The 26,305-nt window shown below is 27.2% G+C and carries 29 protein-coding genes, 1 tRNA gene and 1 other RNA gene; 21 read left to right on the top strand and 10 right to left on the bottom strand.

From position 1 onward, the window contains the following. Positions 1-15: 15 nt before the first annotated feature. Genes F0310_RS00335 through F0310_RS00325 form a run of 3 tightly spaced genes read right to left on the bottom strand, consistent with a single transcriptional unit; the run spans position 16 to position 2,642 of the window. The gene (locus tag F0310_RS00335) at positions 16-483 is read right to left on the bottom strand and encodes a divergent PAP2 family protein (RefSeq protein WP_182116988.1); all 468 of its coding nucleotides are present in this window, start codon (positions 481-483) and stop codon (positions 16-18) included. 24 nt (positions 484-507) lie between these two features. Next, positions 508-1,746 (bottom strand): aminopeptidase, encoded by a 1,239-nt coding sequence (locus tag F0310_RS00330; RefSeq protein WP_182116987.1) that lies wholly within the window; start codon positions 1,744-1,746, stop codon positions 508-510. Positions 1,747-1,754: 8 nt separating this feature from the next. Continuing rightward, a complete protein-coding gene (locus F0310_RS00325; RefSeq protein WP_182116986.1) occupies positions 1,755-2,642 on the bottom strand; it encodes an HAD family hydrolase in 888 nt (295 codons plus the stop codon). 122 nt (positions 2,643-2,764) lie between these two features. Between F0310_RS00325 and F0310_RS00320 the strand changes: the two genes are divergently transcribed. From F0310_RS00320 to F0310_RS00300, 5 genes are all read left to right on the top strand, one after another. After that, positions 2,765-4,540 (top strand): aminopeptidase P family protein, encoded by a 1,776-nt coding sequence (locus F0310_RS00320; protein ID WP_182116985.1) that lies wholly within the window; start codon positions 2,765-2,767, stop codon positions 4,538-4,540. Beyond that, complete coding sequence (locus tag F0310_RS00315) at positions 4,537-5,226, top strand: hypothetical protein (RefSeq protein WP_182116984.1); 690 nt, start codon at positions 4,537-4,539, stop codon at positions 5,224-5,226. The genes F0310_RS00320 and F0310_RS00315 overlap by 4 nt, the downstream gene beginning before the upstream one ends. A 26-nt stretch (positions 5,227-5,252) precedes the next feature. Next, the gene (gene def, locus F0310_RS00310) at positions 5,253-5,750 is read left to right on the top strand and encodes a peptide deformylase (protein WP_182116983.1); all 498 of its coding nucleotides are present in this window, start codon (positions 5,253-5,255) and stop codon (positions 5,748-5,750) included. Further along, positions 5,747-6,682, top strand: a complete 936-nt coding sequence (gene fmt, locus F0310_RS00305) for a methionyl-tRNA formyltransferase (protein ID WP_182116982.1) — start codon at positions 5,747-5,749, stop codon at positions 6,680-6,682. Before def ends, fmt begins: the two co-directional genes overlap by 4 nt. Before the next feature lie 127 nt (positions 6,683-6,809). Further along, complete coding sequence (locus F0310_RS00300; protein ID WP_476577980.1) at positions 6,810-7,757, top strand: PASTA domain-containing protein; 948 nt, start codon at positions 6,810-6,812, stop codon at positions 7,755-7,757. A gap of 96 nt (positions 7,758-7,853) precedes the next feature. On the opposite strand, the gene F0310_RS00295 is transcribed toward F0310_RS00300, so the two are convergent. Next, a complete protein-coding gene (locus F0310_RS00295) occupies positions 7,854-8,573 on the bottom strand; it encodes a 16S rRNA (uracil(1498)-N(3))-methyltransferase (RefSeq protein ID WP_182116981.1) in 720 nt (239 codons plus the stop codon). Positions 8,574-8,651: 78 nt separating this feature from the next. Between F0310_RS00295 and trxA the strand changes: the two genes are divergently transcribed. The 8 genes from trxA to secG all read left to right on the top strand — a co-directional run bounded on the left by trxA (position 8,652) and on the right by secG (position 15,720). Then, positions 8,652-9,005 carry a thioredoxin gene (gene trxA, locus F0310_RS00290; protein WP_182116980.1) on the top strand — a complete coding sequence of 118 codons (354 nt, stop codon included), beginning with the start codon at positions 8,652-8,654 and terminating at the stop codon, positions 9,003-9,005. 89 nt (positions 9,006-9,094) lie between these two features. Continuing rightward, the gene (gene ybeY / locus F0310_RS00285) at positions 9,095-9,541 is read left to right on the top strand and encodes an rRNA maturation RNase YbeY (protein ID WP_182116979.1); all 447 of its coding nucleotides are present in this window, start codon (positions 9,095-9,097) and stop codon (positions 9,539-9,541) included. Next, positions 9,541-10,317, top strand: a complete 777-nt coding sequence (locus F0310_RS00280; RefSeq protein ID WP_182116978.1) for a hemolysin family protein — start codon at positions 9,541-9,543, stop codon at positions 10,315-10,317. Before ybeY ends, F0310_RS00280 begins: the two co-directional genes overlap by 1 nt. After that, positions 10,314-12,314, top strand: coding sequence for a tetratricopeptide repeat protein (locus F0310_RS00275; protein WP_182116977.1), 2,001 nt, complete (start codon positions 10,314-10,316; stop codon positions 12,312-12,314). Before F0310_RS00280 ends, F0310_RS00275 begins: the two co-directional genes overlap by 4 nt. 49 nt (positions 12,315-12,363) lie before the next feature. Then, positions 12,364-13,371 (top strand): type I glyceraldehyde-3-phosphate dehydrogenase, encoded by a 1,008-nt coding sequence (gap, locus tag F0310_RS00270; RefSeq protein WP_182116976.1) that lies wholly within the window; start codon positions 12,364-12,366, stop codon positions 13,369-13,371. A gap of 38 nt (positions 13,372-13,409) precedes the next feature. Further along, positions 13,410-14,588: a phosphoglycerate kinase gene (locus F0310_RS00265; RefSeq protein ID WP_182116975.1), complete on the top strand. Its 1,179-nt coding sequence runs from the start codon at positions 13,410-13,412 to the stop codon at positions 14,586-14,588. Positions 14,589-14,590: 2 nt separating this feature from the next. Further along, a complete protein-coding gene (gene tpiA, locus F0310_RS00260; RefSeq protein ID WP_182116974.1) occupies positions 14,591-15,355 on the top strand; it encodes a triose-phosphate isomerase in 765 nt (254 codons plus the stop codon). A gap of 11 nt (positions 15,356-15,366) precedes the next feature. After that, positions 15,367-15,720: a preprotein translocase subunit SecG gene (gene secG, locus F0310_RS00255; protein WP_182116973.1), complete on the top strand. Its 354-nt coding sequence runs from the start codon at positions 15,367-15,369 to the stop codon at positions 15,718-15,720. 53 nt (positions 15,721-15,773) lie between these two features. On the opposite strand, the gene ung is transcribed toward secG, so the two are convergent. From ung to F0310_RS00240, 3 genes are all read right to left on the bottom strand, one after another. Further along, a complete protein-coding gene (ung, locus tag F0310_RS00250; RefSeq protein ID WP_182116972.1) occupies positions 15,774-16,445 on the bottom strand; it encodes a uracil-DNA glycosylase in 672 nt (223 codons plus the stop codon). A gap of 211 nt (positions 16,446-16,656) precedes the next feature. After that, positions 16,657-17,343 (bottom strand): queuosine precursor transporter, encoded by a 687-nt coding sequence (locus tag F0310_RS00245; RefSeq protein ID WP_182116971.1) that lies wholly within the window; start codon positions 17,341-17,343, stop codon positions 16,657-16,659. A 50-nt stretch (positions 17,344-17,393) separates the two neighbouring features. After that, positions 17,394-18,080 carry a queuosine precursor transporter gene (locus F0310_RS00240; RefSeq protein ID WP_182116970.1) on the bottom strand — a complete coding sequence of 229 codons (687 nt, stop codon included), beginning with the start codon at positions 18,078-18,080 and terminating at the stop codon, positions 17,394-17,396. A 129-nt stretch (positions 18,081-18,209) separates the two neighbouring features. On the opposite strand from F0310_RS00240, the gene ssrA reads away from it, so the two are divergent. Then, positions 18,210-18,577, top strand: a transfer-messenger RNA (tmRNA) gene (gene ssrA / locus F0310_RS00235). A 17-nt stretch (positions 18,578-18,594) separates the two neighbouring features. Here ssrA and F0310_RS00230 read toward each other — a convergent pair. Beyond that, a tRNA-Gly gene (locus F0310_RS00230) sits at positions 18,595-18,666 on the bottom strand. Between the two features lie 173 nt (positions 18,667-18,839). Here F0310_RS00230 and F0310_RS00225 point away from each other — a divergent pair. Next, on the top strand, positions 18,840-19,202 hold the full coding sequence (locus tag F0310_RS00225) for a DUF3276 family protein (RefSeq protein WP_182116969.1): 363 nt from the start codon (positions 18,840-18,842) through the stop codon (positions 19,200-19,202). An 8-nt stretch (positions 19,203-19,210) separates the two neighbouring features. On the opposite strand, the gene F0310_RS00220 is transcribed toward F0310_RS00225, so the two are convergent. Continuing rightward, positions 19,211-19,756: a ribonuclease HII gene (locus F0310_RS00220; RefSeq protein WP_182116968.1), complete on the bottom strand. Its 546-nt coding sequence runs from the start codon at positions 19,754-19,756 to the stop codon at positions 19,211-19,213. A 74-nt stretch (positions 19,757-19,830) separates the two neighbouring features. Here F0310_RS00220 and F0310_RS00215 point away from each other — a divergent pair, with 74 nt between their 5' ends. From F0310_RS00215 to F0310_RS00200, 4 genes are read left to right on the top strand one after another with little or no spacing between them, the layout of a single operon-like run. After that, positions 19,831-20,220, top strand: coding sequence for a hypothetical protein (locus tag F0310_RS00215; RefSeq protein WP_182116967.1), 390 nt, complete (start codon positions 19,831-19,833; stop codon positions 20,218-20,220). Next, complete coding sequence (locus tag F0310_RS00210; RefSeq protein ID WP_182116966.1) at positions 20,217-21,230, top strand: tetratricopeptide repeat protein; 1,014 nt, start codon at positions 20,217-20,219, stop codon at positions 21,228-21,230. The genes F0310_RS00215 and F0310_RS00210 overlap by 4 nt, the downstream gene beginning before the upstream one ends. Before the next feature lie 23 nt (positions 21,231-21,253). Beyond that, entirely contained in the window at positions 21,254-21,925 is a 672-nt protein-coding gene (gene phoU / locus F0310_RS00205) for a phosphate signaling complex protein PhoU (RefSeq protein ID WP_182116965.1), read from the top strand. Between the two features lie 12 nt (positions 21,926-21,937). Then, a complete protein-coding gene (locus F0310_RS00200; RefSeq protein ID WP_182116964.1) occupies positions 21,938-22,270 on the top strand; it encodes a PTS lactose/cellobiose transporter subunit IIA in 333 nt (110 codons plus the stop codon). A gap of 11 nt (positions 22,271-22,281) precedes the next feature. Here the strand turns inward: F0310_RS00200 and F0310_RS00195 are convergent, their stop codons facing one another. Then, a complete protein-coding gene (locus F0310_RS00195) occupies positions 22,282-23,124 on the bottom strand; it encodes a CheR family methyltransferase (protein WP_182116963.1) in 843 nt (280 codons plus the stop codon). A gap of 164 nt (positions 23,125-23,288) precedes the next feature. Between F0310_RS00195 and F0310_RS00190 the strand changes: the two genes are divergently transcribed. Both F0310_RS00190 and F0310_RS00185 read left to right on the top strand, forming a co-directional pair. Then, positions 23,289-24,800, top strand: coding sequence for a peptidylprolyl isomerase (locus tag F0310_RS00190; protein ID WP_182116962.1), 1,512 nt, complete (start codon positions 23,289-23,291; stop codon positions 24,798-24,800). Between the two features lie 46 nt (positions 24,801-24,846). Continuing rightward, complete coding sequence (locus tag F0310_RS00185) at positions 24,847-26,304, top strand: pallilysin-related adhesin (RefSeq protein ID WP_182116961.1); 1,458 nt, start codon at positions 24,847-24,849, stop codon at positions 26,302-26,304. Position 26,305: the final 1 nt, after the last annotated feature.

Below are 26,305 nucleotides of genomic sequence, written 5' to 3'. Positions count from 1 at the left end.
TTTGTGGTTTATTATTTATATTATTCGATGACATACTGCCCATGCAGAAATTATACCAATAAGCACTCCTGTAAATACTTCCTTTTTTTTGTGTCCTTTAACCACTTTAATTTTTAAGGGCTCGATTTCAATTGCAGTTTTTAATTGTTCAGATAAGTCATTAAGGTATTCTGCTTGAACTCCTGCCATGTATCTAACCCCAAAGGAATCTCTTATTGTTATTAAAGCGAAAGCAAGAGATATAATAAAACTGGTATTTATTCCTTCTGTTATAAATATAGATGTTGCAAGAGCTGTAACTGTTGAGGAGTGACTGCTGGGCATGCCTCCTGTTTCTAAGAATATACTTTTCATAAGGCATGTTGGGTTTAATTTAAGTTTTTTTGTTTTCATTGTTTGAATAGTATATTTAATAACTTGCGCAACAATTCCAGATACAAAGCAAGATAAGAAAAGGGTATTTGTAAATAACTCTTTTATCATTATTTAATTACTCCAATTCATTTATTATATTACGAATTTTCCATTTTGTATTATTATATGTTCTATGCCCTTTTTATCAATTCCGATAACATTTATATCATTACTTCCAATCATAAAATCAGTATGAATTAAAGAAACGTTACATCCATAATTCAATTTTTCAATATCCGTTTTTAATTTTTCTTCATTGCTTAAGCAAGAAGAATAAGCATTGCCTAATGCAATATGACAACTCGCATTCTCATCATATAGTATGCTGTAGAATGTAAGTCCACTTTGATAAATTGGAGAATTGCTGTCTACTAATGCAACTTCACCTATGTATTTTGCTTGTGCATCAGTTTCTATGTGCTTTTTAAGTATTTTTCTTGATTGTTCGTCATCACATCCAAAATTAACTAATTTCCCGTCACTAAATTCTATCCATATCCCATTTATTAGGTTTCCAAGTATCATAACTGGTCGAGTAACGTACATGATGCCATTTGTTTTTTTATAATCTGGAGTTGTGAAAACCTCTTCTGTTGGTAAGTTTGCATTAAATTCAATATCTGTTCCTTTTATCTTTTCACTTCCTCCTGTCCAAATGGAAGCATCTAAAAGGTATACTTCTAGGTTTGTTTTCTGGTTTTTAAAAATTAATTTTTTTAGTTTAAGTTTATTTAAAATTTTGCATCTTTGATGAAGTTTAATTCCATGATCTTCCCAAGCCTTTATTGGGTTTTCTGTATCAAGTAATAGTATTTTCTTTTGAATTTCAAAGAATTCTTCTAATGTTTTTTGATTTTTAGGTTTATTTAAAACTTTTGAGGCCCATTTTGGTCCTGGTGCACAAGCTACACACCAAGATAATTCATTGTTCATTGTTGCAGCTGAAACTTGCTTAGATGCTAGTCTTAATTGCCTAAAGTATGTTAATAATTTTTTACTATCAATATCTTTTAATCCATCTAAATTTTCTGTATCATCAATTCGTATCTTTGCCCACTTTTCATCTATTATTTCTTCAAAAAAATTGTACTTAAATCTTGGAATAAATTCTAATAAATCTTCTGATGAATATCTTAATCTGGTTTTTAAGATATCAGTATCTTCAATATTTAGTTCTACATACTTTGCGCCATGTTCATAAGCTTTTTTTGTAAGGATTTTTAAAAAATCATAATTTTTGATTGAGCCTGTAATTAATACACATTGATTTTTTTGTAAATTAATTCCTTTTAAAATAATGAGTTCTGCATATTTTATTAAGTCTTTTTCCATTTTTTCTCCTATACAGGTTCTTCTAGAATATTATCATTAATGTAATGAGCAACAGCTTCCTCATCATTTGTTCCTATTATTTCTAAATAGGATAGCATTACTTTAAGTCTATAATTTGCATTTCCCATTACTAATCCTTTCTTTACACTTTCTAACATATCAACATCATTAAATCCATCTCCAAATGCAATTACTTCATTTAAATTAATGTTAATAATTTTTAAAACATCTTTTAATGCACTTCCCTTTGAAACTTTGTTGTTAACAATTTCAAGTGAATGTGGTGTTGATAGATAAGCATTTATTTTTTGTCTATATTTTTCTAAAATCATGGCTTCATATTTTATTAGATTTGGTTCTTCGTCATATAAAAGAATTTTTGCTACATTGTTAAAGTTTTTAAGTTCTTTAAAGTGACTGACTTCGTGAAATTTTATGCTTGTGTCTTTTAATTCTTTTTCTATATATTTATGTTTCTTTGATAATTCGTATTCTTTTATTTTTTTATTAATAGCATTTTTAGTTATGTTGTCAGTATAGAGATAGTCATCCACACCATCAGATTTCTGTAAAAAATGAGGTATGTCTTTATATTTGCTTTCTCTAAGGTTTAAAATTTCATTTACAATTTCAGAGGATAAGTCATAACTGTTTATTAATTTCCATTCATGATTATAAACTCTTGCACCATTTAATGTTATGAAAAATGAAATATTGGAGTTTAGATTTTTTATAAAAGGTATTATTTCACTTTTGCTTCTTCCTGTAGCAATAATAAATTTTTTGTTTTCTTTTGTTAGTTTTTTTATTACAAGCTCACTAAAGGCTCCTAATTGACTCTTTGAAAGCAAAAGCGTTCCATCAAGGTCAGAAACAACAGTCTTAATATTTTTCATACTTTATCCTTCGATTTTACTCTTTCTTAAATTATAACAAATAAAGAAATTTTTTAAAATTGAATTATTTGTTATAATGAATGAAAATTTGCTAAATTATTGGTTAAAAGGAGCTTGCTTATATGGATGGAACTAAAATATTGTTTTTGAGAAATTTAATGATAAAGAATGGTATTGATGCATATATGATAGCAAGTTATGATCCACATATGAGTGAATATCCTCATATTAGATTTAATACTCGAGAATTTATTACAGGTTTTACAGGAAGTGCTGGAACAGTAATTATTACAGAGAGAGAAGCACTTCTTTTTACAGACGGTAGATATTTTTTACAAGCAGGAGTTGAGATTGAAAGAACTGGGTTTAAGCTAATGAAGCTTGGTGTTAAGGGATGTCCAGATATTTTTGATTATATCAATACAAATCTTAAAGGCTTAAGGCTTGGTTTTTATGCTGAAGATGTTAACATAAAATTTTATAATGATTTAGTTAATAAATGCAGGAATACGGAGTTTGAAATATTAGATGAAGATTTAATTTCAAGTATTTGGAATGATAGGCCTGTATTAGAAGTAAATAAAATATTTGAACTATGTGAAGTAGAAAGACATAATAAAAGAGCAGATAAGATTAGTAATCTTAAGATAAGATTAGAAGAAAAGGCAGTTGATTTTTACATTGTAAGTTCTTTAGATGAAATAGCTTGGGTATTGAATTTGAGAGGGTTAGATATTAAACAGTCTGCTTTATTTTATGCTTTTTTATTTATTACTAGGAGTAAAAGGCATAGAAATGTTCTTTTTATTAATGTTTTAAATCTTGATTCTGATTTAAAGGAAAGACTTGAAGGTGAAGGGTTTGAGATTGAAGATTATGATAATTTTTATTCATTCTTAGTAGAAATCAAGCATGAAGGGAAGTTTTTTGTATCAGTTGATGGTAATGTTAAAATATTAAAATCTATTGGTGAGACAAATACAGTTATTGGACAAAGTATTGTTAGCCAACTTAAGATAATAAAGTCAGATTATGAAATTAGCAAAATTAAAAAGGCTCATATTATTGATGCTGTAAGTTTGATAAAATTTCTGTATAGTTTTAAGCATTTAAGTAATGATGAATTATCTAAGTTAGATGAAGTTGATATTGCAAATATGCTTTTAGGTTTTAGGATGTTGAACAATGAATTTTTTAGTTCTAGTTTTGATTCAATAGTTGGATTTAAAGAAAATGGAGCATTGCCTCATTATAGCCCTAAAAAAGGTTTTAAAAGAATAGATTCTAGTGGATTGCTTTTAATAGATTCTGGAGGTTCTTATTTTGAACTTGGAACTACAGATGTTACTAGGACTATTTTGATTGGAGAATCTTCCTTTGAAGAGAGAAAAGATTATACTTTGGTTCTTAAATCTTTTATTGCTCTTGCGTCTTTAAAATTTCCATTTGGTGCTTCAGGAGCTTTTCTTGATGGGATTGCTAGACTTCCTTTATTAAGGGAAGGATTAAATTTTGCTCATGGGACGGGTCATGGTGTAGGGTTTTTTTTAAATGTTCATGAGTTTCCTGTTTCTATTAGTCCTTTTTCTAATTATTCTTTTAAGGGTTCTGAAGTTTCTTCAATTGAGCCTGGAATTTACCGTGATTCTAAGCATGGAATTAGAATTGAGAATTTGGCTTTTGTAAAGCAAGGTTATGCGAATGAATTTGGAGATTTTTTAGAATTTGAGCAATTAACTCTTGTACCTTTTGAAAAGGAACTAATTATAAATGAAATGCTTTCAGAAGATGAGTTGCAGTATATTAACAAATACCATGAATTTGTATATTTTAGCTTAAAAGAATATTTTAGTGGCAAAGAGTTAAAATTTTTAGAGAAATTAACTAGCAAAATATGAGAATTGTAGCTTTATTTGTATTATTTATTACTTTTAAATTTATTAGTTTATTTGCACTTACATCGGATATTGTTTTTGAATATTCTTATAGAAATGCCATAAATGAAGCGCAAAAATTAAATAAAAATGTTTTAATTTTAGTTGGAAAAGATATTAAAGAAAATTTAATAAAAGATTTTTTGAATTCCTTTAAAGATGATAGGTTTCTTAAGGTTGTTACACAAAGTAATGTTTTTTTAGTTATTGATATGAATAATGAAATTTTTGGTGAAATTAATTTAAAACAAAGTCCCACTTTATTTTTTGTTGATTCAAAAAGTGAGCAAATTAAGGCTGTTTATTTGGGTCCTATTAATGATACTGTTAAATTTGATAAAGATTTTTTGAGCTATGTTTTAGGCACTTCTAAAGTAAATGATATTATTCATAAGGGAAATCATTATGAAATTAATACTTTTGATGATAAGGTTTTTTTTTATAAAACATTGGATGGTAATTGGAGATTGAGGATGAATGGACAAGATAAGAAACTCTTTCCTTCAAAAATAGAACTTAAAGAATATTTAGTATTCAAGGATGCAAATGAGGATAAACTTTATGCTTTTCCTAAATCTCGAAAGGGTAGTATTTATTTTTCGGAAGTAGGAAATGAAGAATGGAAACTTTTTGGTAAGATAAAGACATAGCTTTAGATAATTGGTTTGAAGATTTTATGAAGATGATTTTATATCCTGATGATTTACTTAGGGTACAAACTAAGTCAGTCTTAAATATTGATGATTATATTAGAGATACGACTTTTAAAATGATAGATTTAATGGATATTAGTTGTGGTGTTGGGTTAGCGGCACCTCAGGTAGGGCTTGATTTATCTATTTTTGTTATAAGAGAGAATAAGATAGAAAAACCTTTAATTTTTATTAATCCTTTAATAACAGAAACTTCTTTTGAACTTTCTGTTTTTAAAGAGGGCTGTTTGAGTATTCCTGGGATTTTTTATGATCTTATGAGACCAAAAGCTATTACAGTAGAGGCTTATGATGAGAATGGTAATTTTTTTAAGATTGAAAATTCTGGATTTTTAGCTAGAATTGTTCAGCATGAGATGGACCATTTAAAGGGAGTACTTTTTATTGATTATTATGAGGATAGACTTAGAAATAAATTGTTGAAATCTTATATGAAAAAAAGGAGACTTGTTAGAATTTGAGGATTTTTTTTGCAAGTTCTAGTAGTATTGCTTTAGATGTTTTTAAAAAGATTGTCGATAGGTATAATATAGTTGGTGTTTTGACAGCTCCTGATAAGCCAAGAGGACGGGGTTTAAATTTAGTGGCAAATAGTATTAAGATTGAAGCTATTAAGAAAGGTGTGCCAGTTTTAGATCCTTTGGTAATTAATTTATCTATAATAGAATCAATTAAAAAAATGAAGCCTGATATTATGTTGGTTTTCTCTTATGGGAAAATATTTAAGCAAGAATTTTTAGATATTTTTCCAATGGGTAGTATTAATGTACATCCTTCTCTTTTACCAAAATATAGAGGACCTTCTCCTATTCAGACAGCTATTTTAAATGGGGATAATATTAGTGGAATTACGGTTCAAAAAATGTCTTTAGAAATGGATAGCGGAGATATTTTAGTACAGCGGCATTTTGAAATAAAGAGTTTTAATACAAGTGCTGATATTTTTGAATATGTTTCTGTAAATAGTGTTGATCTTGTTTTGGAGGCTTTAAGCAAAATAGAGACAAAAAATTTTGGAATTCCTCAAGATTCGAGTCAGGCAACGTATTGTTCTTTTTTTAGTAAGCAATATGGGGTTATTGATTTTAGTTTGAGTGCCTTTGAATTAAAAAATAAGATTAATGCCTGTAATCCTTGGCCGCTTGCAAGGGCTATGTTGGATGGTGATGAAATTATTTTTCATAGAGCAGACTTTGTAAAAAACAATAATTATTGTGATCAAGCAATAGGAGAAGTTGTTTCATTTTGTTCCAATAAAGGTCTTTTTATAAAGACAGGCAATGGAATTCTTTTACTCTTAGAACTTCAAAAGGCTGGCAGAAGGGTCTTAGACTATAAGTCTTTTTACAATGGAAATAGAAATTTGATAGGTAAAATTTTTCTTAAAGTTTAAATTGGGGGAGGTAATATTGAATAATGGCAAAAAACAGAACCATTTTTTTTTAAGTAATAAAAATATAAATGGTTATGATAGTGGCTCTAATAAAGAGAATGAAAATTTTGATGAAGAAATACCCAATTTGCCTAGTTATATATTAAGAGGTCTATTCATTACTATTTTTGGATCTTTAATTGTTTCATGTGGAATATTTTTTATTTTTTTAAAGAGTAATGATATTGTTATTGTTCCAAATGTCAGTGGACTTTATCTTGAAGATGCTATTACTGAACTTCAATATAAAGATCTTATTCCTTATATTGAGCTCAAATTTTCGTCAACTTCTCTTGATAAAGGGAAAGTAATAGATCAGAGACCTAGTGCTGGTACTGCGTTAAGGCTTGGTAATAGGGTTACGATATTTATTAGTAAAGGAGCAGTTGTTAATAAAGTCGATAGCTTTATTGGAAAAAATATTGATGATGTGCTTATTAATTTAAAAGCTAATTCAGTAAATAATAATAGAGTTTTTTATAATGTTCTAAAGCCTATTGAAATTGAGAGTGAGCTTTCAAAGGGTACAATAATAAGACAAGAGCCATCTCCGGGTACTAAAATTACAGGTTTAGTTGATCTTCAGTTTTTAGTAAGTAAGGGTCAAAAAAAAGATTTGGTTAAATATTTGAAAAATTATATTGGCCTTTACTATAAAGATGCAATTGTTTCTCTTTTAAATGATGAAATTGATTTTGACATAAATTTGACGAAGGGCAATAATTTTGGAAGTGTTATTCTTCAATCTTTGCCTGCAAATACTGAAATTGAAGATTTAACTAAATTAATAATTACTATTAATGAACCTAAAGTAGATAATTTAAGTGTTTTTGGTGTTTTGACTTATAAACTAGATATGTATCCTTCTAAAGTAAATGTAATGGTTAGAGTAAGAGATTCTAGTGGAAATAGTTCTTTGCTTTATTCTTTTAAGGCTAGAGGAGGTCTTATTAAGTTGCCATATGAATCATTAAAGGGTTCTATAATTGAGCTTTATATTTATGATAAGCTTATAAACCAAACAGTAGTAAATTGATTTGTTTTTGATTTAAAATATGTGCCAATATTTTTAACATTTTCTATTGAAATTGAGATTCAAAATCTTGCAACAGGCAAAAGGTTATTAGGTTATTTATTTAGTCATTTTTGATGAAATGATACTAGAGGATATAGTTGTAGCTGTTTCTGTTCTTAATATGTTTGAAGATATTGAATAAGGTATAAAGTCATTTTCTTTTATTAATTTTATTTCTTTTTCTGTAAATCCTCTTTCTGGTCCAATCATAATGATAACATTGTCTGTTGTTATGTTTATATCAATCAAATTATTATTACTCTCTTTTTCAAGTAGTATTTTTGTGCTCTTAAAGCTTCCATATTCTTTATTTTTTAAAGCATCTGTTAGATTATTGAGAATTTTTACTTTTGGTATATAGGTAATGCCACCTTGCATGGCACCTTCTATTAAATATTTTTCATATTCTTTTTCTTTAAATAGTTTGGAATATGAATAAGATTTTTCGCTAAGTGAAGCTTTGAAGAAAATAATTTCAGAAACTCCAATACTAGTAAGGTCTTTGATTATTCTTTTTGCCGTTATTGGACGCATTAAACCAATTATTACTTTTATCTTTTTTAGCTTATTTGATTTTTTTAATTTATGACTTTCTTTAAAGAAGATTCTTATATCTTTTTTGTATATACAAGAATAAATCCATTCTTCTTCAATGATTCCAAATTTAAATTTTTCATTGTTTTTAAGCTTGAGTATTTCAGTAATATGTTTTGCTCTAAAATCATTCAGAGTAATTCCGTTTTTAAATTCTTTTAAGCTTAATAGTATTAAATTCATTTTTATATTTAAGTTCTTTATTGATTATATTGTATTTATGTTATAATGAAAAATCGATTAATTTAGGAAGGAGAAAATATGGCAATTATTTTAACTAAGCAGGATTTTATTGATAAAGTTTTTGATTATGAAAATAATAAAGAATGGGCTTTTAAAGGTAAAAGACCTGCAATAATTGATTTTTATGCTGACTGGTGTGGTCCATGTAAAATGCTTTCCCCAATTTATGATAAACTTTCAAAAGAGTATGGAGATAAAATTGATTTTTATAAAGTAGATACTGATAAGGAACAAGAAATTTCTGTTTCACTTGGAGTTAAAAGTCTTCCTACTATTATGTTTATTCCTGTTGGAGAGAAACCAAAAGTTTCTGTTGGGTATCTTCAAAAAGATGATTTTGAAGGTACAATTAAGGATTTTTTAAAAATTTAATTTTTAAAGGGTTTTAATTGCAAAATTAAAATTTAATCTGTTTGTATGATATCTTTTTTTAAGCTATAATTCTACTAGGATATGTTAAGTTGATAGAAGAAGATTTAGTTTTATGGACTGAAGATATTAACTTTGAGCATTTAGATGTCTATTATAATTTTATTTTATCTGTCTTGAGCTATCTTTGCGTTAAAAAATATGAGCTTTCTGTTATTCTTTGTAGTAATGCCTATATCGAAAAGTTAAATAGTGAGTTTAGACAGATAACTGGGCCTACTGATGTTCTTTCTTTTAATTATCTTGAAGAGGATGGGCAATTGAGTCGTGAAATACATGGAGATCTTGTCATATCTCTTGAATATTTAGGATTTAGCGCTTTGGAATTTAATGTGGCAATGCATGATGAGCTTCAAAGAGTTACTATACATGGAATATTACATTTAATAGGATATAACCATAAAACAAATGATTTTCAAAAGGAAGAAATGCTAATTATTCAAGAGCAGATATTAAGAGAAACCCGAAAGGTATTTTGATGTTAAATTTTTTTAATTTAATTAAGAGTAAAAAAAGAAGAGATGCCGATGAGGATAATGAGGGGAAATCGAAATTTGAAGCTTCTTTAATAAATAATTTTAGTTCTCTTAAAGGGACCATTGTTAAGGAAATTATGGTTCCAAGGATAAGTGTAGTTTTTGTTGATTATTTTGGAAGCAAAGATGAACTCTTGAAAGTTGTAACATCTAGCAATCATTCAAGGTTTCCTGTTTATAGAGAAACAATTGATGATATTATTGGGATAATACATACAAAAGATATTCTATTTCATATGTATAAAAAGGATTTTTATGAAATAGATTTAAAAGATATTATGCGTAAGGTGATGTTTGTTCCCGAGAGTAAAAAAATAGATTCTCTTTTAAAAGAATTTCAAGAGAATCATGTTCATATTTCTATTGTGGTTGATGAGTATGGGGGAGTTTCGGGTCTTGTTACTCTTGAAGATATTCTTGAAGAGATTGTTGGAGATATACAAGATGAATTTGATAATGAGCTTGATGAAATAGTGCAACTTGATGATGGTAGTTATCTTTGTACTGCTAGAGTTTTGATAGAAGATTTAAATGAAAAGCTTGGATTGAGTCTTCCAGACGGAGATTTTGATACTCTTGGTGGGTTTGTTTATGATTTGTTTGGGAGAATCCCATTAAAAAATGAAAAAATAGAATATAATGACTTAACATTTACTATTAAAAATATGCAGCAGAGAAACATTAAGATAATAAAAATTTCCCAAAAGGAAGTGTTATGAGTTTGAAGAGATTTTTAGGCATTTTTTTAGTTTTTAATTTAAATTTTGGTAATTTAATGGGTTCTATAACATCAATCGAGTATTACCAGAGGGCGCAAGAATATTACCTTGTACAAAAATATTATGATGCTATTGATGAATTACTTGAAGCTATTAAATTGAATAATAATTATTATGAGGCATATAAGCTTATTGCAGAAATTTATTATCTATTAAAAATATATAGTCAAGCTCAATTTTTCATAGAAAAAGCTTATAAGATGTCAAATGGTGATATTGAATATAAAATTCTTTATGCTAATATTTTGCTTAAAAACAATAGAGTGGGGCAAGCTAAAAAATTTTATTCGGAAGTTCTTTCTAAACAAAAAAATAATATTGATGCTTTAGTAGGGCTTGCTTCGATTTTTGAGGAAGAGGGTTTGCTTATTGCAGCTGCTAATTATTATATCTCAATTCTTGAATATAGTCAGACGAATTACAATGCCTTTGAGCGGCTTATGAATATTTATGAAAAGTTGGATATGAATGATAAAGCGCAACATTTAATTAACAAGGTTAGAGGTAATTTTACTTCATTTCCAGATTTTCATAAGAAGGTAGCAGAATTTTCTATTAGCACTAAGAATTTAGGAGTTGCGGAGAAATATGCTAAAAATTATTTAATGTTGGTAGGGACTACTTATAAAGATTTTGGATTTGTTGATGCTTACCGCTTACTTGCGCTTGTTTATTTATATCAGGCTAAATATGAAGATGCAGTTGATGTTCTTAAAAAAACAATACTTGTAGATAAAAGCTCTGATGAGCTTTATTATTTACTTGGGTATTCTTATTTAAAACTTGGAGAAGTGAATAAAGCTATTTTAAACTTAGAAAAAGCTAAAGGCATGAAAAAGGACTTAGAATTTTATGATATTGCTTTGGAGGAGAGTTTCTTTGTGTCTAATTTTAGGGGTTTTATTCAAGATAATAGTATTAATATAGAGATATCTAAAAGATATGAAAAAGAAGGACTTAAAGCTTTTAAAAATTTGAATTTAGACGGAGCAATATTTAATGCAAAAAATGCTGTTGATATTTATCCTGACAATGATAGTGCTAGGTTTTTACTTGCAAAGATTTATAAGCTTCTGAAATTAGATGTAATGGCATATGAAGAACTTTATTATTTGGTAAATCATAGAAATATTTTGGATTCTAATATTTTAGATTTTTATGATATGATTGCATTTAATATTAGAAGTTCTTTATTTTTTAGGTATGGATATAGGAGTATTGGTGATTTAAATAAGCTTTATGAAGATCGAACAGTTTATAGGATAGGTATTTTTACTCAAAATGAGAATAGAGTTTTTGGAGCAAATGATTTAATTTTAAGATATGCTGAAAGAATAATTGAGCGCAATATAGGTATAGAGGTAGTAAATTATAATTTTGATTATAATAAAAATAAAGATTATTTAATAAATAGTTTTTCTGAAGGGTTTTCTTATGCGAGAAATAATGAGCTTGATTTGTTTTTGATTTTTGATCTTGATGTGGATGTTTTTAAAAATTCAGCTAGTTTAAAGATTGAGGTTTATTCGGGAAAGACAGGAGTTAAGGTTAATACTTTCAATTATAACTCAGGAGGGGTTCTTTATTTGAGTGAAATTTTGAGCTCTTTCTCTAGGGACTTTAATAATTATTTGCCTAAAAAAGGGAAAATACTTCAACTTAAAAAGGAAGATGTTCTTATTAATGTAGGAATTATGAATAATGTAAAAAAAGATGATGTATTTTTAGTTCTTAAAGAAGGATCCTTAAAGTATAATAGTGATAGTTCTAGTTTTATTAGTTATGATAAATCAGATATTCTTGGTGAAATTTTGATTGAGGAGGTAGGTGATTATATTTCTAGGGGTATTTTGAAATCTTCTACTCTTTTAAGAGATTATATACAGGAAGGATATATGATTTTTTTAAAAAATAGTTTGACACTTGATATTAATTAATTTATGATTTAATAATTCTAGTAGTAATAAAAAAATATGGAGGTTTTGTATGAAGTTAGCTATTAATGGATTTGGACGTATAGGTAGAAATGTTTTTAAGATTGCTTTTGAAAGGGGAATTGAAGTTGCTGCTATAAATGACTTAACAGATCCTAAAACACTTGCTCACCTTTTGAAATATGATTCAACTTTTGGGGTATATAATAGGAAAGTTGAGGCAAGAGAAAAAGCTATTATAGTAGATGGCAGGGAAATAAAGATTATTGCTGAGAAAGATCCAAAAAAGCTTCCTTGGGGGAATCTTGGAATTGATGTTGTAATTGAATCAACAGGAGTTTTCTCATCAGCGACAAGTGATAGGGGTGGATATCTTGACCATGTTGAGCATTCTGGGGCCAAAAAAGTAATTTTGACTGTTCCTGCTAAAGATGAGATTAAAACTATCGTGCTTGGCGTAAATGACCGTGATATTACTTCTGATTTGAAAGCTGTCTCAAATGCTTCATGTACAACAAACTGTCTTGCACCTCTTGCAAAAGTACTTCATGAAGCTTTTGGAATTGAGCAAGGTCTTATGACTACCGTTCATGCTTATACAAATGATCAAAAAATTCTTGATCTTCCACATTCTGACTTTAGAAGAGCAAGAGCAGGGGCATTGTCCATTATTCCTACTTCAACAGGTGCTGCTAAAGCTGTTGGTCTTGTTTTACCTGAGCTTAAGGGCAAACTTAATGGTACTTCAATGAGAGTTCCTGTTCCAACAGGTTCAATTGTTGACTTTACGGTACAACTTAAGAAAAAGGATATTACAAAGGATATAATAAATTCAACTCTTAAGAAAGCGTCTGAGTCTAAGGAGCTTAGTGGTATTTTAGGGTATACGGAGGATCCTATAGTGTCTTCAGATATTAAAGGAAATTCTCATTCTTCAATAGTTGATGGGCTTGAAACAATGGTATTGCTAGATGGTTTTGTTAAAGTGCTTTCATGGTATGACAATGAGTTTGGATATTCTACTAGAGTAGTTGATCTTGCACAAAAGTTATTTAAATAATATTTAAATAAATATAAATGCTCATGAGGTAGTTGTTAATGTCAATAAAAACAATAAAGGATTTTGACTTTTCTTATAAGCGAGCTTTGGTAAGATGTGATTTTAATGTTCCTTTAAAAGAGGGAAATATTAGTGATGATACTAGGATTAAAGCAGCTTTGCCTACTTTAGAATATCTTAAAGCTCAGGGAGCCAAGGTTATTATTATGAGTCATTTAGGTAGGCCAAATGGGATGAAAAATCTCAAGTATTCTCTTATGCCTGTTGCTAAGAGATTATCCGAGCTAATGGGAGAAGAAGTTAAGATGCTTTCTGATTGCATAGGAGATGAGGTGAGTAGGGCTATTTCTTTTATGAAGAATGGAGATGTTGTTTTACTTGAAAATGTAAGATTTTATAAGGAAGAAGAACAAAATTGTAGTGATTTTGCTAAAAAATTATCTCAGAATGGAGATATTTTTGTTAATGATGCTTTCGGAACGGCTCACAGATTTCATGCTTCTACGGCAGGAATAGCAGATTACTTGCCAGCTGTTGGTGGATTTTTAATTGAAAAAGAAGATAAATTTTTAGGTAAAATTTTAAGAAATCCCGAAAGTCCATTTGTTTCAATAATTGGAGGTTCAAAAGTTTCTTCAAAAATTGAAGTATTGGAATCACTTTTACCAAAATCAAATGTAATGGTAATTGGAGGTGGGATGGCTTATACCTTTTTAAAAGTATTGGGACATTCAATTGGGAAATCTCTTCTAGAAAATGATTATATTGATATAGCTATTTCTTTTTTAAAGAAGGCAAAAGAATTAAATGTAAGAATTATTTTGCCTATTGATCATGTGGTTGCAAATGAATTTAAGTTAGACTCTATTCCTGAATATGTAAATGCCGTTGATATACCTGATGGTAAAATTGGAATGGATATTGGTGATAAAACTTTAAGAGAAGTGGAAGTAGTTATTCGTAATGCAAAAACTGTGATTTGGAATGGACCTCTTGGGGTTTTTGAATTTGATTCTTTTTCTAGGGGAACAGCTAGAGTTGCTAATTTTGTGGCAGCTTGTTCTGGTATTACAGTTGTTGGTGGAGGAGATTCAGTAGCTGCTGTAAATAAATTTGATTTATTTGAAAAGATAACTCATGTTTCAACAGGAGGAGGGGCTTCTCTTGAATATCTTAAGGAAAAAATTTTACCGGGTATAAAAATACTGGAGAAATAATTATGAGAAAGATATTTTTAGCAGGAAACTGGAAGATGAATTATACAAGTGAAGAAGCTTTAGTTGTTGCTAAACAGATTATAGATGGAGTTAAATATATTAAAGATAATGTTGTAGTTATGATAACTCCTCCCTTTACATCTCTTTGTAAAGTATGTAATGTTACTAGGGGAACTAAAGTACTTCTTGGCGCTCAAAATATGTCTTACGAGAGTAGTGGCGCAAGAACAAGTGAGATTTCATCTTCTATGTTGTTAGAATTTGGGGTTGATTACGTAATACTTGGTCATTCGGAATGTAGAACTTATCTTGGGGAAACAGATGATATAGTGAATATGAAAGTTCTTAGGGGTCTTAAAAATCCATTTAAATATTTAATTCTTTGTGTTGGAGAAACTCTTAAGGAGAGAGAAGAACATAAAACTTTAGATATTGTTTTAAATCAAATTAGAAAAGGATTAAATTCTGTATCTGAATCTGAACTTAAAAGAATAATTTTAGCTTATGAGCCTGTGTGGGCAATTGGAACTGGTAAGACAGCAACAAAAGAAGAGGCCCAAGAAGTACATGGGGCAATTAGACTTGAAATTGAAAAATTATACTCTAAAGCAGCGGCTAATAATATCATAATTCAGTATGGTGGTTCTGTTAATGTTGATAATATAGAAAGTCTTATGGGAGAGAGCGATATTGACGGAGCTTTAATTGGGGGTGCATCTTTAAAGTCGAATTCTTTTTTAAAAATAATTAATAAGGTAGCTAAGTAGAGAGGTTTATTTTGGACTTATTTAAGTTTTTGATGTTTATCTTTTTTATTATAATTTCTTTTATGATTATTCTTTTGGTATTATTTCAAGATGAACAAGGTGATGGTATTGGAGGAATGTTTGGAGGCGGGAGTTCTTCTATTTTTGGAGCTAAATCTTCAAATATTGCAATAAGGATTACGGGATTATTTATTGCACTTTTTTTTATATTTGTTGTTATGTTGTCTTTTATTAATACAAAAAGGGTAGATGACAGTTTATTAAAAGAGATCAAGACAAATGAAAAAAGTTCGCCATTTTGGAATGATGATTTGAAAGAGGATAAAGAAACAGATAATGGAAAAACTTTATACAGAAAAAGTTAATTATCTATAAGTCAAGTCGATGTTTTATTTATTCTCTTAAAAGCTAGGGAGTTTTATTTGAAGTCTATTAAAGTTTTGTTGTATTTTTTAAGATATTCTAAAGTTTGACTAAAATGATTTGAGCCTAAGAAACCATTGCTTGCAGAGTAAGGTGAAGGGTGGCTTGTCTCAAGAATTAAATGTTTTGATATGTCAATTAAGTGTTTTTTGTCTCTTGCAAAGTTTCCCCATAGCATAAATACGACATTGTTTAAATTTTTTGAAATAGTTCTTATTACTTCATTTGTAAATGTTTCCCATCCGATATTTTTGTGAGAAGATGGAATTCCTTCCTCTACTGTTAGTATTGAATTTAATAAAAAAACACCTTGTATTGCCCATCTTTTTAGATCTCCGTTTTCAATAGTTTTTATTTTTAAATTATTTTCTATTTCTTTGAAAATATTTTGTAGTGAAGGGGGTATTTTTATATCTGAATTGACAGAAAAGGCTAGTCCATTAGCTTGTCCTTTCCCATGATATGGATCTTGCCCAAGTATAACAACTTTTATATTTTTAAAAGGCAAAGAGTCAAATGCATTAAATATAAGCTTTGGAGGAGGAAATATCTTTCCATTTTTTGTTTTATATTCATTTTTTATAAAGCCTACTAGTTTTTTAAAGTATGTTTTGTTAAATTCACTTTGTAGAATTTCTTTCCAAGAATTTTCAATTTTTACTTTCATTCTTAGTATTATATAAAAAATAATTTGTTTTTAAATATATTTGATTTGACTTTGTTTGTTACTTAAATCAGATTTTTAGTTTATCAAGATAAAAGTAAAGAAAATAGATTGAATAAATATAGGCTTCTTTTAGAAAGATTTTAGAATTTTACTATTAATAAATAATAAAGGGCAGTTTAGGGATTTGTTAAAATAATAAGAAAGTTAAAATTTAGGCTTCTTGTACTTTGATAGAATTTAGAAAATAATAAATAGGAGAGTCAATTACCATGATTATTATAATAAAAATCCAAGAACCTTTCATAATACAGTTAATATTATAATCACGGTATAAATTTGGTGTTATATATATGTAAGCTTTACTTATAGTGTAAACCATCAATAAGGAAATTAATCTTGTTAGGTTATGTTTTATCCACTTGACTTTCATGTTTTTTCTTTTTAATACAGTGTACAAATATATATTAACATTCTGACATATATATATAATATATGTTCCAATAACAGTTAAAGCGGTATATGAAGTGTTATAAAATAATATTTTAAAATGTATATTTAAAGTATCAAATGTGTTATGTTGAAAAACTAATGTAAAATTTATCATTAATACAAAAGTAATATTTATAAGCATACCCAGTGTTGTGCACTTTGAGGCAGATTTAGGATTGTATTTTTCTGTAATTAAATTAAGTGAGAAAAGAATTGATAAAAATGTTATTGTTGTTAGATTTGCATTTTGTTCAAATATAATTACTTTTTTTAGTATAAGGATTTTTGATAGTATTGTAGTAATAGCTACAAAACAAAAAATACCAGACCTTCCAAATAGATAATAAAATATTGTTAAACATAGATAAAAAGATAATAATAAAGATGACCATAGAATTAGATCTGTCATATAGTTACTAATTATATCGAATTACTAAATAATAGTTAAGTTAATAACTATCAACATTTTATTTTTTTTTTCTGTGATATAATTTTTGCTGTATAAATAAAAGGAGTGCCTAAAATCCCAGCAAATGCTTTAATACAATATGTTGAAAGAACTATGTCAAAATAAACTTCTTTTGGAAATATATTGAAATATGTTGCAATGCTCACAAATACTATTGTATCTATTAGTCCACTTATCAGTGTTGAACCATTACTTCTTATGAAAAGAAATTTGGGAAATTTATTTTTAATTAGCTGATATAGATATATGTCATTTAACTGAGATATTATATATGCAATTATTGATGCGACTAATAAAATTGGGATTGAAGAAAAAATGCTTTTTAAGTTGTTAAAATATACATCATATTTGCTTTGTGAAAAGTAAAGTTGAATATTCGTATTGAAAGCAAAAAATATAAAACTTATGAAACCTATATAAACTGCTTTTTTTGAAACATGACGACCATAGAATTCTGATAAAATATCAGTTGCAATATAGGTCGATGCATAAATAATATTACCAAGCGTGGCGTTGAAACCAAATATTGTAATTTGCTTTAAAACTTGAATGTTTGCAATAGCTACAGAAGACGAAACCCAGACAAATAATCCTTTTTTTCCAAAAAATTTGTATATAGCAATTAAAATTGAATAAGTACAGATTAACATAATAAACCATAAAGATTCGTTACTCAAAAGTGTCCCTCATTGTTTCATTTATTATATTTAATAATTATTATAAAACTTTATATGTTGTTTTTCAAATTTATATTATTTTGCTTTTTTGATATATTTATATTATACTTTTACTTAAAGTATGAATAGGGGGATGTTTTGGATTTGACTAAAAAATTAGATAGCATAAGCTGCAAGCAGAGCGAATCTCTTAAAACTTCTTTAATAAATGCAAAAAATAATAGCTTTACAAGTTCAAATCTTGTAATGGCTGCTTAAGTTAGTATAGAGTTTTGTTGAATTTTGCTTTGAAGTTTGACTTATACTCTTTAATGAAAAAAGGAATCGAAGCTTGCTTAAAAATGTTTCAAGTTCATTTTTAGGGACTTTTAAACTTGAAAGTAATTTGGTGGTTTGCTAGAGTTTTCATCTCTTTACTTAATAAAATTCTGGCTAAGCTTGTAGAAGCTTGTAATATCATTTTTAGGACGCGGGTTCAAATCCCGCCATCTCCAAAAAAAATAAGCACAATGCAAGCGTCCTATCGGAATCGAACCGACATCATTAGCTTGGAAGGCTAAGGTAATAACCATTATACGAAGGACGCATGTACAAATATCAAATCTGATTTTATAAAAAAATGTATTTTATGTCAATTAACTTATTATTAATTTAATTTATTATTAAGTTTGTCTAGTATTTTTTTTTCTTAATAAGTACAATTATGTTAACTTTTATGAAAGTCAATCACATATAAATGCTTTTTGAGTGGAGGAATTAATGGGTGAGCGAGGGGAAATATATTCTGATAAGTTATTTACGAATTCTGATAGAACTTATTTTTTTAATGTTAAAGAAAATAGGAAAGGCGATTATTTTTTAAATATTGTTGAAAGTAAAAGAAATGCTAGTGGGGATTTTGAAAGACATTCAGTTTTTATTTATGAAGAAAATATTAAAGAATTTGAGTCAAGTTTATTAAAAGCAATTTCTGTAATTAAGAAAAAAAAAGTCAGAGATTATACTACAGGAGAAGCAAGACGTAATGATTTTGAAGCTCTTAATAATGGATCTAAAAGAGATAGTTCTAATTATGATAAAAATCATTACGTTTCAGGAAGATTTAGAGATAGGAATTACTAAAAGTTTATTTAAATAAGTTTAAAACTTTTTCTGTGAAGACTTAGGAGCCCATATTTTTTTATTGCATCTTTATGTTCTTGTGTTGGATATCCTTTGTTGTTTTTGAGGGAATAAAGAGGATAAATTTTATCGTATTCATCCATCAATTTATCTCTTTGTACTTTTGCGATAATTGAGGCTGCTTTTATTTCATTAATAATAGAGTCTCCTTTGATTATTGCTTTGATTTTTTTAGCTTTTATTGTTGGAATAAATTTCCCATCTACAACGACTAACTCACAGTCTATATTTAGTTTTTCATATGCAAGTTTCATAGCAAGAAGAGACGCATAATGAATATTAATTTTGTCGATAATATCATTAGATACTTCTGCAAAGGCGTAATATGAATTTTTAAGTATTAATGAAGATAGATATTTTCTTTTTTCTTTTTTAAGCTTTTTTGAATCTTTTAGTTCATTTAAAAAGTCAGGTTTCCCCTTAAAAATAACTGCTGCACTTAAAACAGGCCCTAAAATACATCCTCTTCCAACTTCATCAATTCCACAAATCATAATCAATTAATATTCTCTTAATAGAGAAAGTATGATATTTAATATATAATTTAATGCATAATTAAGGATATTTTATGAGAGAGAAAAAATTTTATTTTCAAAAATATTTTTTAACTTTAATATTTTTATCAATTATTGTTGCTTTTATTACCTATTTTTATTCGATTAAGATAATTAGAAATACTCATAAAAATGTAGAAGAAGATTTAAATAAGAAATTAAATTTCATTAATGTAGAAGATTTTTATTTTGATTTAAATTCCAATCTCAATATGAATGATTTTTTCTTTCCTAAGCCTCATCTGCCTAATACTGAGCTAGAGGATAATTTAGCTAAACAGCAGCAGCCGATTAATTATAAACTTCTTAAGGATTTCTGGATAAACCCAGAGAATTTATTTAACATTGATTTAGAAAAGCAAAATGAGGTATTAATTGATAATATTTTGGAAAAATATAAGTGAATAAATGTTATTTTGTTTATTTTAATATTTTATTTTTTATTTTAAATGTATCATCTTCTCTTGCTTCTGAGAATAGGTATGATACTTATGAACTTGATTTTAGTAGTGAAGAGAGAGAATTTTTAGTGAAAACTAATTCTAAATTTAGTTTTTATTTTAAGGATGAAGCTTGGATTTATATTAAGAACCCTAAAAATAATTCTTTTATTAGACTTTTAAGGGAATCTTACCATAATGGAGCTACTTTTACTTTTCAAACTTCAAAAAAAATTGGGAACATTGTATTAACTTTTAGTTATCAAAATGTGAAAGATTCTAGAGAATTTACTAAAAATGTGATTTTAAAAATTTCTCAAAGAAAAGTGGTTAATAAGTTAAGTGAAAAGGAGTTGAGTGAAGATAAAAAAGTTGGATTAAAAAATATTAACGATGACTTAAATTTTAAGGAGATTGCTAGAAGAGCTTTAAATTTATCTTATATTAATGATTATGAAGGTGCGATTAAATTACTTAATGGATATAATTTTAATGAGAGTGAGTATACTTTATTAAAGGCTGATCTTTATTATAAAAATGGGGATTATTTGAATTCTTATGAGAATTACTTAAGCATAAGAGATAGACATTTTGATAAGATTTTTTTAAATCTTATTCATCTTGGAATTAAGTTAAATAGGGTGGAAAATGTAATAAGGGATACTAGGTTCTTAATAGAGAATAATATTGATTTTAGTGAAAATGTTTATCTTGATATTCTTGAGTTTTTGTTACTGAATTGTAAGTATGATTTTTTTTTAAATTTTAGTTCTCTGTATTTCCCTAAGTATGCAAATTCAAGATTTCTGGATAGATATAATTATCTATTAGGTAGACTGTATGAGACGCAGGGTAAGTATAGAGATTTTTTAAAATCACTTGATTACTATAAGAAGGTTATTGATGAATATCCTTTTAGTGATTATTATGAGATTTCTAAGTTAAGATATTTATTTTTAAAAAGGTTTTTTTAGGGGAATTTTTAGGGGAATTTGTTATGATTAGACGCAAACTTACTAAACAACTTGAAGTGATAAAAGATTATCTTTGGGATATGAAAGAATGTGTTCTTAAAATAATAGAAAATTCTCTAATTGCTTTAGAGTCTAGAGACAAAAATTTGGCTAAAAAAATCATTAATGAGGATGAAAAAATAATAGATGATTATCAATATGATATTGAGGATTTGTGTGGAAGAATCATTGCTACTGAACATCCTGTGGCAACTGAACTTAGAGAAATTTTAGCAATTATTAAAATAATAAGCTCTCTTGAGCGTATTGCAGATCATTCTACTAAAATTGTAAAGGTTGTTCTTCTTTTAGAGTCTAATGCAGTAGATTTTTGTTCTGTTGACCTTTATCTTAAACCTTTAAGAGAAATGGCAGATACAGCTAAAAATATGCTTTCAAATATTTTTGATGCTTACTTTGATGGAGATTTTACTAAAATACTTAAGATAGTGAAGTATGATAATGTCATAGATAAATTATTTTCCAAACAAAAAACAGTTGTAATTGATGCTATGAAAAATAATCCAGAAAATTTGGATTATCTTTTGAATATATTGTTTTTAAATAGTTTTTTGGAAAGAGTAGGAGATCATGTTGCTACAATAGGTGAGTTACTTTACTTTGTCAAGGTGGGAGAAAAAGTAAATTTGACCTAAGAGAGAGACTATATGATAAATGATGAATTAAATAGGTATATTGATGATAAGTTCATGTTACTTTTAAATAAAGTTAGTAATGTAAGACATAGGCTTTATAAAATCTTAAAAGAGGTAAAGAAAGGAAATTTTGATAATATTGAATATGAACTTAGTGAAATTGAAAATTTAATTATTAACGTTAGCGCTTTTCAAGCTGAATTTATGATTGATGACAAATTTGTACAAAATATATATTTATCATTGACTATGTTTAATATTCAAAATTGTATCATGGGCTTATTGAGCGAGAAAAATCTTATTGAAGAGATTATTTATTTAAATAAAAAGATACAAGGCAAATAATGTACCTTATACTAGTGTAATTTTTTGTATGTTGCAGGCATAATGTACTCAAAATTTTTATTTCCTCTAATTGTTTCTGAGTGACCAATGAGTAGATAGCAATCATCCTTTAAATATTTGTTAAATTTTTCGGCAAGTAGATTTCTAGTTTCTTCATCAAAATAAATCATTACATTTCTACAGAAAATTAAATCAAATTTTTTCTTGAATGGAAAGTATTCGTCCATTAAATTCAATTTTTTAAATTGAACCATTTTTTTAAGTGAATCTTTAACTTCGAATTTTTCATTTTTAAGTTGATTTAAATATTTAAGTTTTAAATGTTTAGGCAGATTTTTTATACGATCTCCTGAATAAATTCCTTGATTAGCTTCTTTTAAAACAGTAATTGAAATGTCAGTTGCCAATATTTTTATATTTAGGTGGACTTTATTAGTGCTTATGTGTTCATTTATTATCATTGCAATTGTATAAGGCTCTTCTCCACTTGAACATCCAGCTGACCATATACGAATTTCTTTTTCATCTGATTTTGACATTTGATTAATCATTTTGGGTAAAAGTTTTTTTTCAAGAAATTCAAAATGATTAGGTTCTCTGAAAAAATAAGTATGATTTGTTGATATTTTATCTACTAATTCTATTAAGGATATTTGGCTTTCATTATTTTCTAAGTAGTTAATATATTCTGTAAAATTGTTGAAATTCTTTGCTTTAATTGTCGAAGATAGCCTACTTTCAATCAACAATTTTTTTTTCTCACTAAGGTTAATGCCAAAATTATTGTAAACTATCTTTGTTAGCCTATTGAGTTCATTTGGTTTTATGTCAATAGTGAACTTATTACTTCCCATAACTTTCTGCTATATTGTTGAATTGTTAAAGAACATTAATTCATTAATTATTTACATATATTAAAAATAGTGCTTAATGTAAATATTTCAATTGAAATAATGTTTTAATTATGTTATTTTAATAATTAAAATGTTATGCTATTTAAATTTTTAAGGTTATTTTTATGAGTAAGAGAATAAAGAAGATAAGAGAAGATATGTCTAAAACTACTAATTATTTTGATTCTAATGATAAGAGGATTGGTATTTTGAGTCTTTTGTCTCTTATATTAATTGTGTTTGGATTTATCATAGCACCTTTGATTCCAGGTTTGTTTGATAGATATGATTTATCTGGGTTAAGATTTGGCACTTATAAGGGACAACCAATTTATTATGAAAAGGGAAATAAATTTGCCAGATATGTTAATTATTATTCAAATCTTTATTCTAAATTAATACAAAATAAAGATAATTCTGATATGGAGTATTCTATTTGGAATTTGGCTTTTGCTAAATATATAGAAGATATTGCTTTTCTTGATTTAGCAAAATCTAATAGCTTTTATGTTTCAAAGGGTATGTTAAATAAACATTTAATAAATTCTTATGAATATCTAGACTCTGCTGGTAATTTTAGCTTTAAGAAATATAAAAAAGTATCTGATTACCAGAAGTTTAAAATTCATAGTGAAGCAGTTGAGGATTTACTGTCTTCTAATATTCAGATTTTGTTGAACAGTAGCTTTATATTTGCAGATGTTCTTCTTAATTCTATTAAGGAGATGAGCAAGATTAGAAGAGATATTTCATATGTTACACTTTCTTATCAAGATTTTCCACAAGATGGGATAATTTCTTATGCTGAGAGATCTTTAAATTTATTTAAAAGCATTGAGGTTGTATCTATTCGTTTTAAAAATTTGGGAGATGCAAATGATGCTTATGAAAAATTATCTAATGATACGCCTTTTGAGGAGATTGCTAAATTTTACTCTGATGATATTGTTAATTTTAAGGGAGTTGCTTCTTCTAAAAAATATTATTTTGATTTTGATCTTGCTTTTGATAGGAAAGAAGATGTAAGATTAATTTTTGCTTTGAAAGTTAATGAAATTTCTAAGCCTATTAAAACTAAAAATAGTAATGAATATGAAATTTATAAAGCATTAAGTAATGTTTATAATTTTGATAAAAATTCAGAACATGATATTAGTGTGGTTAGAAACTATGTAGAAACTTATGAACCAAGCATTATTGAAGCTTTTCTTGAAGAGAATCTTAATAAGGTCATTGCCGAAATGAATACTGATGGGGTACAGAAAGCTCTTAGAAATTATAATTTATCATTGAAGAAAGATATTGTCAATCTTGCTTACAATATGAGTGTTTATCCTAGTACTTTGGGTGATGAATTGTCTGTTTTTAAGAATAGTAAGGATTTTTATGATATCATTTTTGGCTTAAAAGAAAACAATTGGTCTAAGCCTTTTTTAGCAGATCGTAAAGTTTATGTATTTTTCTTAAATTCAGATGGCAGTTATTCTATTAAGTCGAATGATATAATTACAGAGAATAGTATTCTTGATAATCTTTATCATGCAAATAGTAGGCTAATAATAGATTCTATGTTAAATAAAGGTAATTTTGAAGAAAATTTTAGTAATGCATTTTTTGCCTTGCAGAATTTTGATTAAAATTATTATTTAGTATGAATTAAATTTGTAGTAAAAATCATATGGTATGCGTTTTAAATTAATTTTATCTTTATTTTTTATGTTATTTTCTTGTGCTAAGGTAAATAAAGATTTTATTATTTTTAATAAAGGGATAAAAGGCCCTAGTGAATTGAATTATTCTGATGTGGGTGTTTCAAATAGTGGTAATAATGGAGAAGATATTTTTGGGTCGCTTATTGACCTTAAGGGTTATAAGATTCTTTCAGTTCAACAGGAAAATTTAAATTTAGATGTTTATTTTGAACAAGTGGTTTTAGCACAGGATTTCTCAGATCTTAAATCTTATCTTTTTATAATTGGTTTTGATCCTAAAACTCAAGAGGCTATAGTTCTTTTTAAAGAGCAGGTGGATATTGATTCTAAAAAGTCTTACAATATGTATCTTGAAGATATTACTGGTGATTATGATTTTGATATAGTTGTTCAAGGGTTTTTAAATGAAGAGACTGTTTTATATGTTTTTCAAAAGGCAATTGCTAATGATGTTTCTTCATATAGGCCTATATTTTTTAATAAAGTAAATGGAAGTATTATTATAAATAAATATGAAAGATCTCCAGCTTATGATGATAAGCAGTCTAGGGAAAGTTATTCTATTTCTTTGGAAAAATATGACAAACAGGGTGAAGATATAATAGTTAGCCGAGTTGAAATGTATGAATATTCTCACTTGCAGAGAAAGTATTATCCTTTATCTGCAAGTGAGAAGGTAAGACGAATAGATAGTGATGTTTATAAAACTTTAAAGGATTTAACCAAAGAGGGGGTTTATAAGTTTTTATATGGTGTTTGGTATGATAGTGGTACATATCAAAAGGCAGGAAAGTCAGGTTTTAAAGATATTTTATTTTTGTCATTTAGTAGATATTTTAATGAAATTAGTATTTTTAAGAAAAATTATCAAGAAATAGCACATATTGAATATATGTCAAAGCCTGCTTATAATACTCTTAATATTAGTACTAAGTCTATTTTTTCAGATTTAATAGTATATAATTTTTGGATAAAAATTATTGATGAAAGTAATATTGAGGTAAAAGTTGATACTGGGACTGATGCTTATGATAAATATGGGTTTTCAGGTATTTTTAAACGATTTGATAATTCTATCTTGGAAGAAAATAGCAATGGAAAGAATTTTTTTATTCCAAGTGGTAATTATGTTTATAAGGATATTATTTATGATTTTTCTTATCCTAATCTTACTTATATTATTGAAGATAATATTTATTATGGAATTTTTAATGTTTTTAGTTTAAAAAATAATTTGATTCTTGAGTATGAAGTTAGCATAGGTGATGGTAGATTGAGAGAATCTTTTATTATTGAATATAGCGAAAGAGTAGTACAGAATCAAAAATTTTCTACAATTATTCTTAATCCTGTTAAAATTTTGAAAGATGAAGTAAGTTTAGTTAAAGGACAGAAATTGAAGCTTGAGAGAATAGAAAAATTGGATTAAT

Origin of the sequence: Borrelia sp. A-FGy1 (genome assembly GCF_014084025.1) — a bacterium.
Taxonomy (GTDB): Bacteria; Spirochaetota; Spirochaetia; order Borreliales; family Borreliaceae; genus Borrelia.
The sequence above is the reverse complement of the archived record's forward strand: the minus strand, read 5'-3'. Positions and strand labels throughout refer to the sequence as shown.

Coding starts and splice junctions, on each gene's coding strand:
- F0310_RS00275 (WP_182116977.1), top strand. CDS start 10,314: ATGAGTTTGAAGAGATTTTTAGGCATTTTTTTAGTTTTTAATTTAAAT.
- F0310_RS00330 (WP_182116987.1), bottom strand. CDS start 1,746: ATGGAAAAAGACTTAATAAAATATGCAGAACTCATTATTTTAAAAGGA.
- F0310_RS00190 (WP_182116962.1), top strand. CDS start 23,289: ATGAGTAAGAGAATAAAGAAGATAAGAGAAGATATGTCTAAAACTACT.
- F0310_RS00215 (WP_182116967.1), top strand. CDS start 19,831: ATGAGAGAGAAAAAATTTTATTTTCAAAAATATTTTTTAACTTTAATA.
- F0310_RS00195 (WP_182116963.1), bottom strand. CDS start 23,124: ATGGGAAGTAATAAGTTCACTATTGACATAAAACCAAATGAACTCAAT.
- F0310_RS00320 (WP_182116985.1), top strand. CDS start 2,765: ATGGATGGAACTAAAATATTGTTTTTGAGAAATTTAATGATAAAGAAT.
- F0310_RS00295 (WP_182116981.1), bottom strand. CDS start 8,573: ATGAATTTAATACTATTAAGCTTAAAAGAATTTAAAAACGGAATTACT.
- F0310_RS00315 (WP_182116984.1), top strand. CDS start 4,537: ATGAGAATTGTAGCTTTATTTGTATTATTTATTACTTTTAAATTTATT.
- def (WP_182116983.1), top strand. CDS start 5,253: ATGAAGATGATTTTATATCCTGATGATTTACTTAGGGTACAAACTAAG.
- F0310_RS00265 (WP_182116975.1), top strand. CDS start 13,410: ATGTCAATAAAAACAATAAAGGATTTTGACTTTTCTTATAAGCGAGCT.
- F0310_RS00280 (WP_182116978.1), top strand. CDS start 9,541: ATGTTAAATTTTTTTAATTTAATTAAGAGTAAAAAAAGAAGAGATGCC.
- tpiA (WP_182116974.1), top strand. CDS start 14,591: ATGAGAAAGATATTTTTAGCAGGAAACTGGAAGATGAATTATACAAGT.
- F0310_RS00225 (WP_182116969.1), top strand. CDS start 18,840: ATGGGTGAGCGAGGGGAAATATATTCTGATAAGTTATTTACGAATTCT.
- ung (WP_182116972.1), bottom strand. CDS start 16,445: ATGAAAGTAAAAATTGAAAATTCTTGGAAAGAAATTCTACAAAGTGAA.
- gap (WP_182116976.1), top strand. CDS start 12,364: ATGAAGTTAGCTATTAATGGATTTGGACGTATAGGTAGAAATGTTTTT.
- F0310_RS00335 (WP_182116988.1), bottom strand. CDS start 483: ATGATAAAAGAGTTATTTACAAATACCCTTTTCTTATCTTGCTTTGTA.
- F0310_RS00200 (WP_182116964.1), top strand. CDS start 21,938: ATGATAAATGATGAATTAAATAGGTATATTGATGATAAGTTCATGTTA.
- F0310_RS00325 (WP_182116986.1), bottom strand. CDS start 2,642: ATGAAAAATATTAAGACTGTTGTTTCTGACCTTGATGGAACGCTTTTG.
- phoU (WP_182116965.1), top strand. CDS start 21,254: ATGATTAGACGCAAACTTACTAAACAACTTGAAGTGATAAAAGATTAT.
- F0310_RS00185 (WP_182116961.1), top strand. CDS start 24,847: ATGCGTTTTAAATTAATTTTATCTTTATTTTTTATGTTATTTTCTTGT.
- F0310_RS00245 (WP_182116971.1), bottom strand. CDS start 17,343: ATGACAGATCTAATTCTATGGTCATCTTTATTATTATCTTTTTATCTA.
- F0310_RS00220 (WP_182116968.1), bottom strand. CDS start 19,756: ATGATTTGTGGAATTGATGAAGTTGGAAGAGGATGTATTTTAGGGCCT.
- trxA (WP_182116980.1), top strand. CDS start 8,652: ATGGCAATTATTTTAACTAAGCAGGATTTTATTGATAAAGTTTTTGAT.